This window comes from Paenibacillus germinis, assembly GCF_013141785.1.
Taxonomy (GTDB): domain Bacteria; phylum Bacillota; class Bacilli; order Paenibacillales; family NBRC-103111; genus Paenibacillus_E; species Paenibacillus_E phytorum.
This window is the reverse complement of the sequence record NZ_WHOC01000045.1, coordinates 172,936-188,898: the sequence shown is the minus strand read 5'-3', so window position 1 is coordinate 188,898 and position 15,963 is coordinate 172,936. Positions and strand designations below refer to the sequence as shown.

Annotated in this window: 16 protein-coding genes; 14 read left to right on the top strand and 2 right to left on the bottom strand. The window is 44.3% G+C overall.

Going from position 1 to position 15,963, the window contains the following annotated elements; all coding sequences use genetic code 11:
* Window positions 1–9 precede the first annotated feature (9 nt).
* The 9 genes from GC102_RS09220 to GC102_RS09180 all read left to right on the top strand — a co-directional run bounded on the left by GC102_RS09220 (window position 10) and on the right by GC102_RS09180 (window position 12,115).
* Window positions 10–2,301, top strand: a complete 2,292-nt coding sequence (locus tag GC102_RS09220; protein ID WP_171689234.1) for a hypothetical protein — start codon at window positions 10–12, stop codon at window positions 2,299–2,301.
* Between the two features lie 17 nt (window positions 2,302–2,318).
* Window positions 2,319–2,984, top strand: coding sequence for a TadE/TadG family type IV pilus assembly protein (locus GC102_RS09215; RefSeq protein WP_171689233.1), 666 nt, complete (start codon window positions 2,319–2,321; stop codon window positions 2,982–2,984).
* A 36-nt stretch (window positions 2,985–3,020) separates the two neighbouring features.
* Window positions 3,021–3,530 carry an A24 family peptidase gene (locus GC102_RS09210; protein WP_171689232.1) on the top strand — a complete coding sequence of 170 codons (510 nt, stop codon included), beginning with the start codon at window positions 3,021–3,023 and terminating at the stop codon, window positions 3,528–3,530.
* Between the two features lie 13 nt (window positions 3,531–3,543).
* On the top strand, window positions 3,544–5,037 hold the full coding sequence (locus GC102_RS09205; protein ID WP_171689231.1) for a DUF6382 domain-containing protein: 1,494 nt from the start codon (window positions 3,544–3,546) through the stop codon (window positions 5,035–5,037).
* 201 nt (window positions 5,038–5,238) lie between these two features.
* Window positions 5,239–6,795 (top strand): ABC-F family ATP-binding cassette domain-containing protein, encoded by a 1,557-nt coding sequence (locus tag GC102_RS09200; protein WP_171689230.1) that lies wholly within the window; start codon window positions 5,239–5,241, stop codon window positions 6,793–6,795.
* Window positions 6,796–6,808: 13 nt separating this feature from the next.
* Window positions 6,809–7,099 (top strand): Dabb family protein, encoded by a 291-nt coding sequence (locus tag GC102_RS09195; protein WP_167054146.1) that lies wholly within the window; start codon window positions 6,809–6,811, stop codon window positions 7,097–7,099.
* A 265-nt stretch (window positions 7,100–7,364) separates the two neighbouring features.
* The gene (locus tag GC102_RS09190; protein WP_312883208.1) at window positions 7,365–8,414 is read left to right on the top strand and encodes a M42 family metallopeptidase; all 1,050 of its coding nucleotides are present in this window, start codon (window positions 7,365–7,367) and stop codon (window positions 8,412–8,414) included.
* On the top strand, window positions 8,411–10,384 hold the full coding sequence (locus tag GC102_RS09185; RefSeq protein WP_171689229.1) for an ABC-F family ATP-binding cassette domain-containing protein: 1,974 nt from the start codon (window positions 8,411–8,413) through the stop codon (window positions 10,382–10,384). Before GC102_RS09190 ends, GC102_RS09185 begins: the two co-directional genes overlap by 4 nt.
* Before the next feature lie 117 nt (window positions 10,385–10,501).
* A complete protein-coding gene (locus GC102_RS09180) occupies window positions 10,502–12,115 on the top strand; it encodes an ABC-F family ATP-binding cassette domain-containing protein (protein WP_171647021.1) in 1,614 nt (537 codons plus the stop codon).
* Between the two features lie 63 nt (window positions 12,116–12,178).
* Here the strand turns inward: GC102_RS09180 and GC102_RS09175 are convergent, their stop codons facing one another.
* Window positions 12,179–12,391 (bottom strand): hypothetical protein, encoded by a 213-nt coding sequence (locus GC102_RS09175; protein WP_047677062.1) that lies wholly within the window; start codon window positions 12,389–12,391, stop codon window positions 12,179–12,181.
* A 72-nt stretch (window positions 12,392–12,463) separates the two neighbouring features.
* Here GC102_RS09175 and GC102_RS09170 point away from each other — a divergent pair, with 72 nt between their 5' ends.
* The 3 genes from GC102_RS09170 to kapB are packed head-to-tail and all read left to right on the top strand — an operon-like array spanning window position 12,464 to window position 13,721.
* On the top strand, window positions 12,464–12,982 hold the full coding sequence (locus tag GC102_RS09170; RefSeq protein WP_171689228.1) for a hypothetical protein: 519 nt from the start codon (window positions 12,464–12,466) through the stop codon (window positions 12,980–12,982).
* A 1-nt stretch (window position 12,983) separates the two neighbouring features.
* Window positions 12,984–13,304, top strand: coding sequence for a thioredoxin family protein (locus GC102_RS09165; protein WP_171689227.1), 321 nt, complete (start codon window positions 12,984–12,986; stop codon window positions 13,302–13,304).
* 27 nt (window positions 13,305–13,331) lie between these two features.
* Entirely contained in the window at window positions 13,332–13,721 is a 390-nt protein-coding gene (gene kapB / locus GC102_RS09160) for a kinase-associated lipoprotein KapB (RefSeq protein ID WP_171689226.1), read from the top strand.
* Here the strand turns inward: kapB and GC102_RS09155 are convergent.
* Entirely contained in the window at window positions 13,718–13,939 is a 222-nt protein-coding gene (locus GC102_RS09155; RefSeq protein ID WP_171647013.1) for a hypothetical protein, read from the bottom strand. The genes kapB and GC102_RS09155 overlap by 4 nt on opposite strands.
* A gap of 274 nt (window positions 13,940–14,213) precedes the next feature.
* Here GC102_RS09155 and GC102_RS09150 point away from each other — a divergent pair, with 274 nt between their 5' ends.
* The gene (locus GC102_RS09150; RefSeq protein WP_171689225.1) at window positions 14,214–15,290 is read left to right on the top strand and encodes a Gfo/Idh/MocA family protein; all 1,077 of its coding nucleotides are present in this window, start codon (window positions 14,214–14,216) and stop codon (window positions 15,288–15,290) included.
* A gap of 16 nt (window positions 15,291–15,306) precedes the next feature.
* Complete coding sequence (locus GC102_RS09145; protein WP_171689224.1) at window positions 15,307–15,942, top strand: trimeric intracellular cation channel family protein; 636 nt, start codon at window positions 15,307–15,309, stop codon at window positions 15,940–15,942.
* The last annotated feature ends 21 nt before the right edge of the window (window positions 15,943–15,963 follow it).

Sequence of the window (15,963 nt, the reverse complement as noted above, 5' to 3'; positions counted from 1 at the left end):
GGGGAGTTTTTGAGGAAATTCGTTCGTTCAGAGAGAGGCGCAGTGTCTGTCTATCTGATTCTCATCATTGTGCCCATTTTCTTATTTCAAGCTGTACTCATTGATTTCGCAAGAATTAAGCTAGCTGAAAAAGAAACGGAATCAGCGGTCAAAGCAGCGGCGCGATCGGTTATGTCAGCTTATGATACAGATCTGCAAGCGATGGGACTCTATGGTCTTGGCATTTCGCAGGAAGAAACGGAGGCGTTATTCCGGAAGGTATTTGCAAGCAATTTGTCAGGTGAAGTGTCTCCAGGAGCATTTCATTATGTGGATACAAGACCCGTAGAGAATGGCATGCGTGTTACCCCAGTGTACACATTGGCCAGTCATGCGATTTTTGAGCGGCAGGTACTGGAGGATATGAAGATCAAGGCTCCCATCGAGTATACACTTGAAATTACCGATAAGTTTCGGAAAAGCGGGACAAAAGCCCCTTTTCACCTTGGGTCTCAGTTTTCGAATGAAGCGGCAGAGCTTGAAAAACTCATTGATCAAAGAGAAAGCGCGCTTGATGAAGCTTGGCAGAGCAGCGAAGAGCTGATAGAAAAAATAGCGAAGTATCATGCTTATTATCAAAAACGCATCACCGAATTAGACGAATTAGCTGCCCAAATCGGAATTCATACAGCAGAAGAAGTGAGAAGCGAAATCGTAGATGTGAAAAATCAGTTGAGATCCATTCAAGATTCCATACGGGATCTGGATATGTCAATAGCAGCGCTAAGCCAAGCTGGACCTGGCGCAGTGGCGAGCATACAATCCCTCGCAGCTTCTAAACAAGTATTAGGGTCTCAGGCACAGGTCTTCGCCCAGAAGTTAAATGAGCTAGAAGCGTTGTTGCAACTGATCATTAAGTACGCAGCTCTCCTAGCTGCTACAAAGCTGGAAGTTCCGGCTAACGGGAGAGAAATCCAGCTATTACAGCAAACAATTGAACCAGCTCTACGATTAGCAAAGCAGCGAAATGACGAGATACGTACGAAATTAAATGGGATAAATCAAAGTTCGGGAAGTGGATCTCAAGGTGGAAACGCTGGTGCCTATGAAGTGTTTCAAAATGTTCCTGTTATGGGTGATGATTATTTCTACAGATATCAGACAGCCATAGCCAGCATAACTGCGTTATTTACTTCGTTCCAAGAAGTTATTGATTCCGTATATTTATACACATCTGATAATACAAGCAGAGCAAACCTAGCGAATAATGCTTATTTTTCTGAATCTAGTGAATTCAATAAACTGCAAAGTGTTTTGGAAAAAACAAGAATGGACAAAAATGAGGCAACGGCAACGAATAAGCGTCAGCAAAAAAACAAGATTCAAGCCATCTTGGATCAAGCGAAACAATCAATCGGTTCTTGCAGCTTGCCGAATACTCAGAGTACAGAGACTGATCTATACAACCGCCTTCAGGGTGATGCCGGACAGACAGCGGGTGAGAGAGGATTGTACCAAAAGTATCGAGAAGCTAATGTTCAAGATACAATGATCGGAAACGAGGTTGCTTATGATTTAGAGAAACCAGAACCTGTTAGCTTAAAAGCGATGGGGATGCTTGAGGCGTTTAATAACGCGGCGGAATCAATGAGAAATGAGCTTTATGTGAATGAATTTGCCCTTACGAAATTTAATTACCGAACATATGGATTGGAAAAAGACCCTGCGGGTCAGCCCAAATTATCCAATGAGCTGGTGGATCCAGGAAAGCATAAGTTGGCAAATCAAGAGGTGGAGTATCTGTTATATGGATTTTCTTCCTGCGTTGCTAATATTTCGTCCGCCTATGCGGAAATGTTTGCATTCCGGATGGCGATCCGCACAGTCGAGGCACTCCTGGATCCGAAAAAAGAGCTGCTCGGTATAGGCTCCCCCTTACTTGTGCTCTTGGCTGCTGCCGCGGAAGGCGCGTTGGAAGCTTTTCAAGACATGAATAAACTAACAAAAGGTGAAGCTGTTGAGTTATCTGCGAAAATCACTACATCAGCTTTGAGTTTGACGTACAAAGACTATTTACGCATTTTTCTGCTTTTACACAGTAATAATACGAAACTTATGGCTAGAATGCAGGCACTTATCGAACTGGAAACAGGTAAGGATTTGGTTCAAGAAACGACGTATATTCAGGGGAATGGATCAAGCGAAGTGAGGTTGTGGTTTATACCTCAAATCATGAAGCTGCTAGATGGAACTGGGTTACTAGGTTGTAAAGTGCAAGGGAATCGATGCCGATTCAGCAGTACTTCAGCCGTAGCTTATTGACGAAAAGGGGACTGTTTATGCTTCGAAAGTTTCACCAAGAGCAAAAAGGCGGCATGGTGCTTGAGGCTTCTTTGGTGCTCCCTTTCTTTTTAGCTTTTGTGATTGGTCTGATCATATGTATTCAGATTGCCGTATTAGAAATGGAGCTGCAAGCAGGGGTAACGGAGGCAACAAAGTCGGTTGCCGGTCAATTATACCCTGTAAGGCTTCTAGTCCAAGAAGCAAAATCGAAATTCGATCAAAGCCAAGCAGCTGAAATGATGAATTCAGTTGTAGATCGCGTACAAACGGCTCGAGATCAAGTGAAGAACACTGAGAATCTGGCCGATGAATATGCCGCTTTCATTCCGAATTCACTCCTGGAACTTGTTAAATGGGAAAAAGAAAAGCGTGAATTAGGAGAGGGGAAGGCTCAAGAAGAGCTGGACGAGCTTTACGAAAGTCAAGTTAAACCGCGCATTCATGCTGCTTTCACACCGATTGTTTATGCATTTTGTAATCAATCAATCATGAAGAAAGAGAAATTTAAGGTCATTTCTGTGACCCTCCCGAGTATGGAAAGCGGTGGCAATGCTTTTTTTGGTATAGAAGCTCAAATGACTTACAAGCTTCCGCTGCCGTTTATAAGTCACACGATAATATTGAAGAAAAAGGCTTTTGAGCGGGCATGGGTAGGCGCCTAATAACGTTAAGAAAACTTTAGGAGGGACCTTTTTCCTTTGATTCATTTGATCTTATTTATTCTTATAGTCATTGCATTTGTGATAGATGCACGTAAATCACTGATCCCAAACAAGGTTACTTTCTGTGGAACAATGATTGGCTTCATATTTCACGCATGCACGGAGGGTTGGAGTGGTGTGTTTTTTGCTGTGATTGGTGCAATAACTGGTTTTACGGCTCTGCTTTTGCTTTATTTTTTTGGTGCTCTAGGAGCAGGTGATGTAAAGCTTTTTGCTGCAATTGGGGCAATGATGGGATTTACATTCGTCCTTCAATCGATGCTTTACGCGATTTTATGTGCAGGTGTAATCGGACTTATTTTGCTTCTTATCCGTAAACAGATGATAAAAACAGGTCATAAACTTGCCACATGGATAGTTTCAATTGTTGTATGTCAAGATATGGACAGTCTGTTAGGTATGAAACATCAAAAAAACATGAAATTTCCGTTTATGTATGCAGTTGTACCTGGCGTTGCATTGACTTGGTATTATTCGTTTTTATGAGAGAGGTGAATCCATGACGCAAGAAGTATTTGGACTTCGTTATGAATTTGTATATCGACATGGTCATTACATGGTGTTGTATAAGGAAGATGGAATGGATTCAAAGAATCTCTCGACTTTGCAGGTCAGGATGCTTGAAGCCAACGATGTACCGAACCTTCTACCGCTAGAAATACAAGAGGTGGATTTCCGCATCAGTTTACTGTATAACTTGTCGGCTAAACGAATGCTGGCCCATGTTTTAAAGGTGGAGGGGTTGTCTAAACAGCATTTTGCAAAGCTCATGTATGCAATTGTTTGTGCACTAGGAGAAAGTAAAAATTACATGCTTTTTGAATCAGGATACGTTTTGAAAGATAATTTCATCTTCATTGGCAGTGATTGGTCGGATGTGTATCTAACTTATGTGCCGCTTGAATCTATTAATGATGAAGAATCTGTCTTCAATTCGCTTGAGTACCTGATGAAACAACTCTCACAGAAAATGAACGATAATGAGAGGAGCGTGGTAGTTTCATGGATGGAGTCATTCTCGCAGGTACATAGCCTACAAGGGTACAAGGAGAAACTGCTTGCTCTAATGGATGAACAACCACTTGTATTAGAAACTGATCTGACATCTAATCATGATAACGAGCAAGTTCCAGAAATTCGTCCTAGTACGCAAATGTCTCCTGTAAAAGAAAATGGGTTGCCTAAGCCACTTTGGAAGAGGGATGAAGAACAGCAGCAAGTTCGGATAGACACATCAATTGAAGAGCTGCTGCAGCCCAATAGTGTTCCGAAAATGAATGAAGGACTGGGAAGCCCGGTTTCCTTTATCACTTTATCGGGTCGGTCACGAACGATAGTCCTTGCAGTTGTTATTCTACTAACCGCGTTTCTTTGGCAGAATTATTTAACATACCCATCTACAGATACTTTGCAAATAACCTCAGGAATCTCGATTCTACTCATGACTGTTTGGTTTGTTATTCGATTTTTAGGATTACCGCGCTTTCTACGATACACAAAAGGAAGCAATGGTGTTAACCTGCCCATCTTCCCGGTTGTAGAAAAGCAGCAGGATCTAAAGCTAGAAGCACCATTACCTGAATCGACCAATATCCAAAATTATTATCAAAATTTACATATGCATACAACCTTGCTCACTCACAAAAAGCCAAACGCTACGGTTTTCCTTGGCCGGCTAATGAATCAACCGTTAGGAGCCAGGATAGAATGGCAAATTGAAGGCATTACTAAATCCGTTTCTCTCAATAACGATCATTTTACTATGGGTAGAGGCGATGCTAGTTTGAAGGTCGATTATGTTTTGGAAGAAGCGGGAGCTTCCAGAGTACATGCTGAAATAATTAAGAATGAAGAGGGTTATGTGATTAAAGATACAGGATCAACGAATGGGACATATTTAAATGGCGAACCATTAGTTGCTTATCAGTCCTACCTGTTGAAGGATGGAGACGAGATACGAATTGTGCGGCAGGAGATTAAATTTCGATTGTGAGATTAAAACAATATCACGATCATTTGGCATTAACTGCGACGTCCCAAGGGGGACGTTTTTCTGCATAGTTTTGTATAAAAGCCAATGAATACGCTTCCCAGATGAATTTACCTATTCCTGTCTTGCATAAGCAGTGTTATAATAAGAAGTCGCGAGTATGTGCGATTATCTTCGAAATAGACAGGAGTTTGGAATTACGAGATGAGTCTTTTGACAATTGAAGATTTAAGCCATAGCTTTGGAGATCGTACGTTATTTAAAAATGTATCCTTCCGTCTGCTCGCTGGCGAGCGTGTCGGTATTGTTGGAGCAAATGGCGTGGGTAAATCCACGTTAATGAATATATTAACCGGAAAAGTTCTTAAAGATACAGGTAAGGTTGAATGGACGCCGCGTGTTCATTATGGATATTTGGACCAGCATTCCGTGTTAGAACCAGGCAAAACCATTCGCGATATTCTGCGCGATGCTTTTCTTCCTCTCTTTGAAGCGGAGAAGGAGATGATGGTGATTACCGAGAAAATGGGTGATGCCACACCGGAAGAGCTTGAGGTTCTTCTGGAGCAAATGGGCGAAATTCAAGAGCGTTTGGATATCGGCGGTTTCTATATGCTGGATGTGAAAATCGAAGAAATGGGTAACGGTCTTGGACTTAATGCCATTGGTTTAGACCGTGATGTTACTTCCCTAAGCGGTGGACAACGGACCAAGGTTCTTTTGGCTAAACTGCTTTTGGAGAAACCGACTGTTCTTCTCTTAGATGAGCCCACCAACTATTTGGATGTTGAGCATATTGAATGGTTGAAAATGTACCTTAAAGATTATCCGTTTGCCTTTATGTTGATTTCACATGACACTGAATTTATGAATGAAGTCGTTAATGTGGTATACCACTTGGAATTCACGAAGCTGACACGTTATACGGCAAATTATGAGAAATTCCTGGATATGGCTGAAATGAACAAAACTCAGCATATTGATGCTTATGAAAAGCAGCAGGAGTACATTAAAAAACAAGAAGATTTCATCGCGCGAAATAAAGCGCGGGCGTCAACTTCAACCCGTGCCAAGAGCCGGGAAAAACAACTTGATAAGATTGATCGAATTGAACGTCCGGAGACGGCTATGAAGCCGACTTTTGTGTTCAAGGAATCACGTTCAAGCAGCAGAGTTGTTTTTGAGGCGGAAAACTTGGAAATCGGTTATGATCGCCCTCTTTTACCGAAGATGAATGTAACGATTGAGCGCGGCGAGAAAATTGCTATTGTCGGATGCAATGGTGTAGGGAAATCTACACTTCTCAAAACGATTCTGGGTAAGCTTGAGCCTTTCAACGGCAAAACATACCGCGGGGACTACTTGAGTCCTGCCTATTTTGAACAAGAGGTAAAAGCACCGAGCATGACACCGATCGACGACGTATGGAACGAGTTCTCTTCGATGACTCAGAATGAAGTCAGAGGAGCACTTGCCCGAGTCGGGCTCAAAAATGAGCACATCACACGTGCTATGGGTAAGCTTAGCGGTGGTGAACAAGCGAAAGTTAGGCTTTGTAAACTGCTGATGAGAGAAAGTAACTGGTTGTTATTCGATGAGCCTACGAACCATTTGGACGTTGTTGCCAAAGAAGAGCTTCAAAGGGCTTTGAAAGAATATAAAGGTACCGTTCTGCTCGTTTGTCACGAACCTGAATTTTATGAAGGTTGGGTAACAAGAGTGTGGGATGTTGAAGAATGGTCTGCAAAAGTAACCAATTAGGGGGATTTCATTCATGTTAACTCACGTTGTGTTTTTTAAGCTCAAAGATCGCAGTCCGGAAGCGGTTGAAGTAACCAAGGCTGTACTTACGAACATGGAAGGTAAAATCCCGGTCCTGCGGCATATCGAAGTTGGAACCGATATTTTGCATCTAGAACGTTCGTATGATATTGCTTTGATTACCAAATTCGATTCCTTAGAGGATCTCAAGGTATATGACACGCATCCCATTCATGAAGAAGTGAAGGCCCATATGAAGACAGTTCTTGATGGAACGTCCATTTGTGTTGATTTTGTAAGCTAATCTAGTTTGAAAAACATAGGGGAACAGTGTAGTATCACTAGAGGAGACTTGTTTGTGACTTATGTCATGGGCTTGCTTATGAATTCTAGGCTGCACTGTTTTTTACCACATAAGAAAGTATAAGTTTTCGGATCACGAAAACCGCTTTCTTATTGGCGATAAAACCTACCTCTAAACGCGGTCGCTCATCTTTGAATGGCCGAGGGTAGAGGTTTTCTCATGTCTTTAGAGGAAATCTAATAAATAGAAAAGGGAGGAATCCCGAGTGAAAACGAACTTAAATAAAGCTTATATGACAGAAATTTTAGAGCTCCTGCTGCGGACTCCTAGCCCAACAGGTTACACGCACCACATTATGCAAAAAGTTGAACAAGAAGTGAATAAGCTCGGATTCGAGCTTACATATACGAATAAGGGCTGCGGTATTGTGACGATACCAGGTACCAGCCAAAATCGTGTCATTGGCATTTCTGCGCACGTGGATACACTCGGCGCTATGGTGCGTTCGATCAAAGATAATGGCACTTTGAAAATCACTTCATTGGGCGGCTTTATGATGGGCGCTATTGAAAATGAATATGTTCAAATTCATACGCGCGATGAACGTGTTTATGATGGAACTATCCTAACTTCGAGGCCATCAGTGCATGTGTATGAAGACGCCAGAGAGTATAAACGGGATGAAGCCAACATGGAAGTGCGTATTGATGAGCTTGTAAAGTCCAAGAAAGAGGTACAAGATCTTGGCATTCGGGTGGGAGATTATATTTCGTTCGATCCGCGCGTACAAGTGAAGGAAAATGGCTTCGTGAAATCACGTCATTTGGATGATAAGGCGAGTGTTGCTTCCTTATTTGGGCTCTTAAAGCTGATCAAAGATGAGGGCTTGAAGCCTGAATTTACGATCAAGCTGTTCTTCTCCAATTATGAAGAGGTTGGTCATGGTTCTTCCTTCATCCCTGACGATATTACAGATTTTATTGCTGTAGATATGGGTGCCCTTGGTGATGACTTGAGCGGAAGCGAGCGTGATGTATCGATTTGCGCGAAGGATTCCTCAGGTCCTTATGATTATCAAATGACTTCGAAAATGATTGAACTGGCCGAGAAGCTGGAAATCGGCTATGCCGTTGATATTTATCCACGCTACGGTTCAGATGCATCTGCCGCACTTAGAGGTGGACGCGATATTCGTGCTGCATTGGTGGGACCAGGTGTTCATGCGTCACATAGCATGGAAAGAACGCATATGGATGCTGTAGTGAATACAGCAGCTCTTCTTGCGGCCTATATCATGGAGCCAGCCCACGCATGAATATACTTAGTGCAGTCAATATAACCAAAACATTTGGCGACAAGGTGTTGTTCGATGATATTTCGTTCACGGTGAACGAGAAGCAGCGCATCGGTCTCATTGGCGTGAACGGAACAGGCAAATCCACGCTGCTGAAGCTGCTAGCGGGGCTGGAAACAGCGGATCGCGGCAAGCTCGTGCACGCGAACCATTTCCGTGTGGAATACTTACCGCAGAACCCGGAGTTCGATCCGAACTCTACGGTTCTAGAGCAAGTATTCCACGGCGATACGCCGCTCATGAAGACGCTTCGCGACTATGAGCTAGCACTTGCTGAGTTGGAGCTGGACGCCTCCAACGAGAAAAAACAAACGCGACTGTTCAGCGCCCAGTCGCGCATGGATGAGCAAGGTGCCTGGGAAGCCAGCACCTTGGCCAAAACCGTGCTGATGAAGCTAGGCATCAGCGAGTTCGACAAGCCCGTCGGCCAGCTGTCCGGCGGTCAGCGCAAACGCGTTGCCATGGCGCGCGTTCTCATTCAGCCCGCCGACCTGCTCATCCTCGATGAGCCGACGAACCATATTGATAACGAGACGGCCATATGGCTCGAGGAGTTCCTCAGCAAATGGCGCGGAGCCTTGCTGCTCGTTACCCATGACCGGTACTTCCTAGAGCGGGTAACCACCCGCATTCTGGAGCTGGACCGGGGGAAGATCTACAGCTACGAGGGGAACTACGAGTGGTTCCTCGAGAAGAAGTCGGAGCGGATGGAGTCTGAAGCATCCAGCGAAGATAAGCGGCAGAATCTTTTGCGCCGCGAGCTGGCTTGGCTTCGTCGCGGCGCGAAGGCGCGCACGACCAAACAGAAGGCGCGTATTGGGCGCGCCGAGGAACTGCGGGACCGCAAGGTGGATGGTCCCGGGGAGAAGCTTGACATGGCGCTGGCTGGCAGCCGTCTTGGCAAGAAGGTGATGGAGCTGGAAGACGTCACCAAGGCTTTCGAGAGCGGGAAGCCGCTGCTGAGCGGCTTCAGCTATATCGTGATGCCGAGGGATCGCCTCGGCATTATCGGTCCGAACGGCAGCGGCAAATCGACGCTGCTGAACATGCTCGCCGGGCGTATTCAGCCCGACAGTGGGACGATCGAGACCGGCACGACCGTGAAGCTTGCCTACTACACGCAAGAGAACGTCGAGATGGATGAGAAGATGCGCGTCATCGAGTACATCAAAGAGGCTGCGGAGCAGATCCGCACAGCTGATGGTGAGACCATTTCGGCGTCGCAAATGCTCGAACGCTTCCTCTTCTCGCCAACACTTCAGTGGTCGCCAATCGGAAAGCTCTCCGGCGGTGAACGGCGCAGACTTTATTTGCTCCGCACACTTATGGGAGAACCCAACGTACTGCTTCTGGATGAGCCGACCAACGACTTGGATATCCAAACTTTGACCATACTGGAAGATTATCTGGATCAATTTCCTGGTGCCGTTATAACGGTTTCCCATGATCGATACTTTTTGGATCGTACGGTTTCGCATCTATTTGCTTTTGATGGCAAAGGCCAGATCGAGCCTTACATTGGTAACTACTCCGATTACTTGGAAGAGAAGCAGGAGCAGGCAGAGGCTGATCAGACTCGGAAAGAGTTGATACGCAATGCAAGCTCTGCCAAGTCTAATGGTGGTTCCAACACAACTACAGCAGCCGTTATTAGTAGTCCTGCAGCAGCAGGAGGCACATCGAATGCGAACCGTCCTAAGAAGCTAACGTTCAAAGAACAGAAGGAATGGGACGAAATTGAGGGTACTATAGCTTCTCTGGAAGACAAAGCGGCAAGCTTGAAAAAGCAAATCGAAGAGGCTGGCAGCGACTTTGACCGTGTTCGCGATCTATATGAGCAAGAGCAGCAAACAGCTTTGGATCTGGAAGCGGCGATGGAAAGATGGACTTATTTATCCGAGTTGCTAGAGGAAATAGAACGAAACAAGTAGGAGAGACTTCGCTCTTCGATTAGGGATCCCAAAAAGGAGAGACTTTAATCTTCGATTAAAGATCCCTATATATGATATGATAGAACAAACTACTATAAAGGCAGGTATGTAATAAACATGATTAATGTTAATAACGTGACGCTTCGTTACGGCAAGAGAGCCCTATTCGAGGACGCCAATATCAAATTTACGCCGGGTAACTGCTACGGACTTATCGGAGCAAATGGTGCCGGTAAATCAACTTTTCTGAAAATTCTTTCCGGTGAGATTGAGCCTAACACAGGCGAAGTCAGCATTACACCTGGTGAAAGAATGGCTGTTTTGAAACAAAATCATTACGAGTTTGACGAAATCGAAGTGTTGAAAACCGTCATGATGGGTCATGCTCGCTTGTTTAAAATTATGGAAGAGAAAGATGCTTTGTATGCCAAAGCTGATTTTACAGAAGAAGATGGCATGAAGGCAGCTGAACTCGAAGGTGAATTCCAGGATCTAGATGGCTGGCAGGCAGAATCGGATGCAGCTGAGCTTCTCATCGGTCTCGGTATCCCGACTTCTATTCATGACACGAAAATGAAAGACCTTGATGGTAATGAAAAAGTACGTGTCCTCTTAGCGCAAGCCTTGTTCGGTAATCCGAATATTTTGCTACTGGATGAGCCTACCAACCATTTGAACTTAGAGTCCATTCGTTGGCTGGAGAACTTCCTTTCCCGCTTTGAAGGCACTGTTATCGTTGTATCCCATGATCGTCACTTCCTGAACCAAGTATGTACGCATATTGCGGATATTGATTTTGGTAAAATTCAAATGTATGTCGGTAACTACGACTGGTGGTATGAGTCCAGCCAACTGGCACTTCGTTTGACGAGAGACGCGAACAAGAAAACGGAAGAAAAACGTAAAGAGTTGGAAGCCTTTATCGCACGCTTTAGCGCGAATGCCTCCAAATCGAAACAAGCTACATCCCGTAAAAAACAACTCGAGAAGCTTACTCTTGAAGATATTAGACCATCCAGCCGTAAATATCCGTTCATTCACTTCAAAGGTGAGCGTGAAGCTGGTAAGCAGCTGCTGGCTGTTGAGAAATTGTCCAAAACGATTGATGGTGTTAAAGTGTTAGACAACATATCGTTTACTATCAATAAAGGGGATAAAGTTGCCTTTGTTGGTCCGGATGGCATCGCCAAAACGACGCTATTCAAAATCTTAATGGGTGAAATGGAAGCTGATGAGGGTACGTACACATGGGGGATTACAACTTCCCAAGCTTACTTCCCTAAAGACAGCCAAGACTATTTCAATTCTGATTTAACTTTGGTGGACTGGCTTCGTCAATACTCCAAAGACCAAGATGAATCCTTCTTGCGCGGCTTCCTAGGCCGTATGCTATTCTCAGGCGAAGAAGCGCTGAAGAAAGCAAACGTGCTATCGGGTGGAGAGAAAGTACGCTGCATGTTCTCCAAAATGATGCTAAGCGGATCCAATGTCCTCATTCTTGATGAGCCTACGAACCATTTGGATTTGGAGTCCATTACAGCACTTAACAATGGTCTAGTTGACTTCGACGGAACGATTCTATTCGTCTCCCATGACCATCAGTTCATCCAAACGATTGCTACACGCATTATGGAAATCACGCCTAAAGGACTCATCGATAAAATGTTCACCTATGATGAATACCTAGAAAGCGAAGATGTTCAAAAACAACGCGAAGCGCAATACGCGTAATTATAAATGAAAAGCGCCCTGACGTATTACTCTCAGGGCGCTTTTGCCTACGCAAAGCGACGTTTAGCTGCCGCCAGTACGACGGCGTTGATTGTTTACTTTTTTAGTCATTTGACTTTTACCGCTTTGATTATTGTTTCCAGCTTGTTTCGGGTTTGCGCGTGCAGCGGCTTGATCCGCTTTCTTCTGGGCTAGTTTCTGCTTAATGGCGTCAGCTAAACTAACTTTTTTTGGGCCTTGTTCTTCGCCCAGTTGATCTTCAGGCTTGTCTGACATAGGAACACCTTCTTTACGTGGTATGCTTTTAGTATAATCGAATCTAAGAAAAGATGAAAGAAGGTGTAGGGGATGTTTGATCCAACGATTTATGACAATATTAAAGTTGTGCTTGAGGGAGCTGTCTATGACTTGGATTTGGACGGTAAAATAATCATCACACGGCGGCAGGATCAAGTTGATCTATCCTCGATGTCACGCACTTATGCGATTGAATTTGCCCGAAAGATCGATAAACCAAGCAAAGCCGAAATTAATCTGCATGTTCATTTGAGTGATTTAGCAGCTGAAATTTTAGAAAATCCAACAGCCAAGCCAGGCTGTACGTTGACCATTAAGCTATTCACCAAAGTTAAGGACCCAGATATCGAGTGCCCTTATATCGAAGAGCAATTAGGTGCCATTTGGGAGCAGCGTCCCCAAGTCATTCAGCTACTTTCCTATGAATATGGCCTACATCCAATTTCTTATCATAATCAAATCACATTATCCTTCGGACGCAAAGTAGATGAAAGTCAGATTGATGATTTCCCTCATCTCATCGCGTATGCTGTAGATAGTTTAGCTTGGTTGGATGAAAGAGGGAGCTAGTATGCAGGAATTAACTGAGCAGGAACTGTTAGAGCGAATAAGCAGTTCGCAGGAAGGTTCGTTCGCTGTTTTTTTGTATACACCTTTTTGCGGTACATGCAAAGTGACGGAGCGGATGTTAGACATCATTATGACAATGATGCCTGCTTTACCACTTGTAAAGTGCAATATTAACTTTCTTCCGCAAATTACTCGCGAATGGCAAATTAGCAGTGTACCATGTATAGTCATCATAGAACAGGGAAAAGAGAAAGAATTTATATACCGCATGCAATCGGTGGATGAGCTGTATCTTAAACTGCTGCCACTTAACCGCATGTGAATTTGAGAAGAATGGAGTTGTTGACGAATGAGTAATTTTCAAATAGGAGATCGCGTAACCGCTGAGTATAAAACAGGAGCTTATTTTGGTGAGGTTGTAGAGGTAAGCAGTTCGATGAAAGCGGCAGTCCGCATTCTGGCTGTAAAAGAGCACCCAACACAGGGGGATTTACATAACCCGATGGATCCAAGTGTAGCTTTTTTTCATCAACGACGAGCGTTGTCTTATCAAGAAATTGCCTTAATTCCTATTTCCACCATACGTCCTTATGCAGGTCAGATTCCGGATTACCAAGATTCTCTGAAGAGAGCGCTACTCACGCAAATCAGTAAGCTGTCGGACATGGAAGCGTGGGCTGGGCGCTCTCTGCAGGAGCTTGATCAGTTACAGAAAGAATATTTTCCAACGAAAGATTAAGAAACTTCTAGATACAATTTCGTGCCGTCGTTATATTTGAAAATGGCGACATCACCAATGATCTCGATCATCGAGATCATTTTTAATTTTTTGCGAAATTCAAAATTCAGCTCAAGTTCCTTAAGTTTACTGGACAACAGTTCCATATGTGATCGTTTATGTGTGAAATTAAGCACGGGGATGGATTTGTTTTTGAATCTAATGGTTAATGCTTGCATGTTAAGCCCTCCTTCGAGTCTTCCTTTGGGAAAACTAACTTCATACGCTTTCATTACATCTGGTCTACACATTAAGGATACATTTCAAATGTTAGATATGTTAGGGTCAAACTATTAAAAAAGTTTTAGCAATTTATTATATGTAAAGAATAGCTCTAGAGGGCCAGTTCCTCAAAGATTAATTTGAGCACAAGAGATTGGCTGTTGCGGCGAAGGATAACCACATTTATAATAAGAAAGATTGAAATCTAAACACGTTCTGGAGGATATAGAAATGACAGCTGGAAAGCCAATTCGTATAGGTATAATAGGTTCCGGAAATATCGGAAATGTACATATGGAAGTGCTGAAAAAAGTACCGGAGGCCGAAATCACCGCCGTTACAGATGTATATTTGCCACTTGCTGAAGCTAGAGCAAAAGAACATAACATTGAACGTGTTTATGAAAGTACGGACAAGCTGCTCTCGGACCCATCTATAGATGCGGTAATCATCGCTGTGTCTAATGAATGGCATGCGCCTATCGCGATACAAGCGCTAGAGGCCGGTAAGCACGTCATGCTCGAGAAACCCATGGCATTAAATCTTGCTTCGGCAAAACAAATTGTTGAAGCGGAGCGCAAAGCGGGTAAAGTTCTGATGATTCCGCACCAACTACGTTGGGATGCCTTATCACTAGCTGTGAAACAGCAGGTCGAGAAAGGTGCGCTTGGCCACATTTATCATGCAAAAGCAGGCTGGTTAAGACGCAAAGGGATTCCAGGCTGGGGAACTTGGTTTACACAAATGGGGAAATCCGGTGGAGGACCACTAATTGATCTTGGTGTGCATATGTTGGATTTATCTTTATATTTGATGGGGAATCCGAAACCTGTCTCGGTCTATGGAGCGACCTATGCTGAATTCGGTCCGCGTAAAAAAGGGATTGGATCATGGGGGGCACCCAACTGGGATGGTCAATATGATGTGGAGGATTTGGCAACGGCTCTGATTAAATTTGACAATGGCGCTACCTTATCTCTGGATGTAAGTTGGGCAGCTCTCATTGAAACAGATAACCAACCTTATGTTCAGCTGCTTGGAAGCGAAGGCGGGGCCTCGATTCGTGGGACGAAAGGGAAGCTGTTCGCAGAAATGTTCGACCGCGAAGCTGATATTGACCTTACGGTGCCTGAATTTGATGAAGGACCTCGTGTCCGTATGGCGAGACATTTCTTGTCGTGTATCGAGAGCGGCTTACAGCCGTTAACATCCGTCATGACGGGGTATACGAATAACTTGATCTTGGATGCGATCTACCGTTCGTCGCAAACGGGTAATGAAGTGAAATTGGACTGGGACATCGAGTAGACAGGGGCTGCAGGAAGTGAATTGGGAGTTATTTAGTATCATTGGAACGATAGCATTCGCGGTGAGTGGTGCCATAGTTGCGATGGAAGAAGAATATGATATATTAGGCGTCTATGTACTCGGACTTGTTACGGCTTTCGGCGGCGGAGTCATACGAAACTTACTGATCGGTAAACCGATCGTCCTGTTATGGGAGCAAGGTCTATATTTTCAAATTGCTTTGTTTGCAATGACACTTGTGTTTTTTATGCCAGTTCGATATATCCGATTATGGAAAACTTGGGAAGCTTTCTTTGATGCGATTGGTTTGGCTGCTTTTTCCATCCAGGGTGCGCTGTATGCAACGAATATGGGACATCCGCTTAGTGCCATTATTGTTGCCGCAGTTCTGACAGGAATTGGCGGAGGGATGGTTCGGGATGTATTAGCAGGACGCAAGCCGCTCGTGCTCAAGGATGAAATTTATGCCGTTTGGGGCATGCTGGCAGGCGCGTTGGTCGGACTTGGATGGACGCAAGGCGCTTGGCATTTAGCTGTCCTATTTGTGCTAATCGTGGTTCTGAGAATGTTATCGGTCTTTTATAAATGGAAACTGCCTAAACGTTCCTTACGGGGGGCTCCTCTTGAGGCAACACGCAGATCCGATTCGTAGCATTGGACTATCTGAAGCTTG

Excerpts from the sequence above, each read along its gene's own strand:
- GC102_RS09215 (WP_171689233.1), top strand. The coding sequence starts at position 2,319 with ATGCTTCGAAAGTTTCACCAAGAGCAAAAAGGCGGCATGGTGCTTGAG.
- GC102_RS09205 (WP_171689231.1), top strand. The coding sequence starts at position 3,544 with ATGACGCAAGAAGTATTTGGACTTCGTTATGAATTTGTATATCGACAT.
- GC102_RS09200 (WP_171689230.1), top strand. The coding sequence starts at position 5,239 with ATGAGTCTTTTGACAATTGAAGATTTAAGCCATAGCTTTGGAGATCGT.
- GC102_RS09195 (WP_167054146.1), top strand. The coding sequence starts at position 6,809 with ATGTTAACTCACGTTGTGTTTTTTAAGCTCAAAGATCGCAGTCCGGAA.
- GC102_RS09185 (WP_171689229.1), top strand. The coding sequence starts at position 8,411 with ATGAATATACTTAGTGCAGTCAATATAACCAAAACATTTGGCGACAAG.
- GC102_RS09180 (WP_171647021.1), top strand. The coding sequence starts at position 10,502 with ATGATTAATGTTAATAACGTGACGCTTCGTTACGGCAAGAGAGCCCTA.
- GC102_RS09175 (WP_047677062.1), bottom strand. The coding sequence starts at position 12,391 with ATGTCAGACAAGCCTGAAGATCAACTGGGCGAAGAACAAGGCCCAAAA.
- GC102_RS09170 (WP_171689228.1), top strand. The coding sequence starts at position 12,464 with ATGTTTGATCCAACGATTTATGACAATATTAAAGTTGTGCTTGAGGGA.
- GC102_RS09165 (WP_171689227.1), top strand. The coding sequence starts at position 12,984 with ATGCAGGAATTAACTGAGCAGGAACTGTTAGAGCGAATAAGCAGTTCG.
- kapB (WP_171689226.1), top strand. The coding sequence starts at position 13,332 with ATGAGTAATTTTCAAATAGGAGATCGCGTAACCGCTGAGTATAAAACA.
- GC102_RS09155 (WP_171647013.1), bottom strand. The coding sequence starts at position 13,939 with ATGCAAGCATTAACCATTAGATTCAAAAACAAATCCATCCCCGTGCTT.
- GC102_RS09150 (WP_171689225.1), top strand. The coding sequence starts at position 14,214 with ATGACAGCTGGAAAGCCAATTCGTATAGGTATAATAGGTTCCGGAAAT.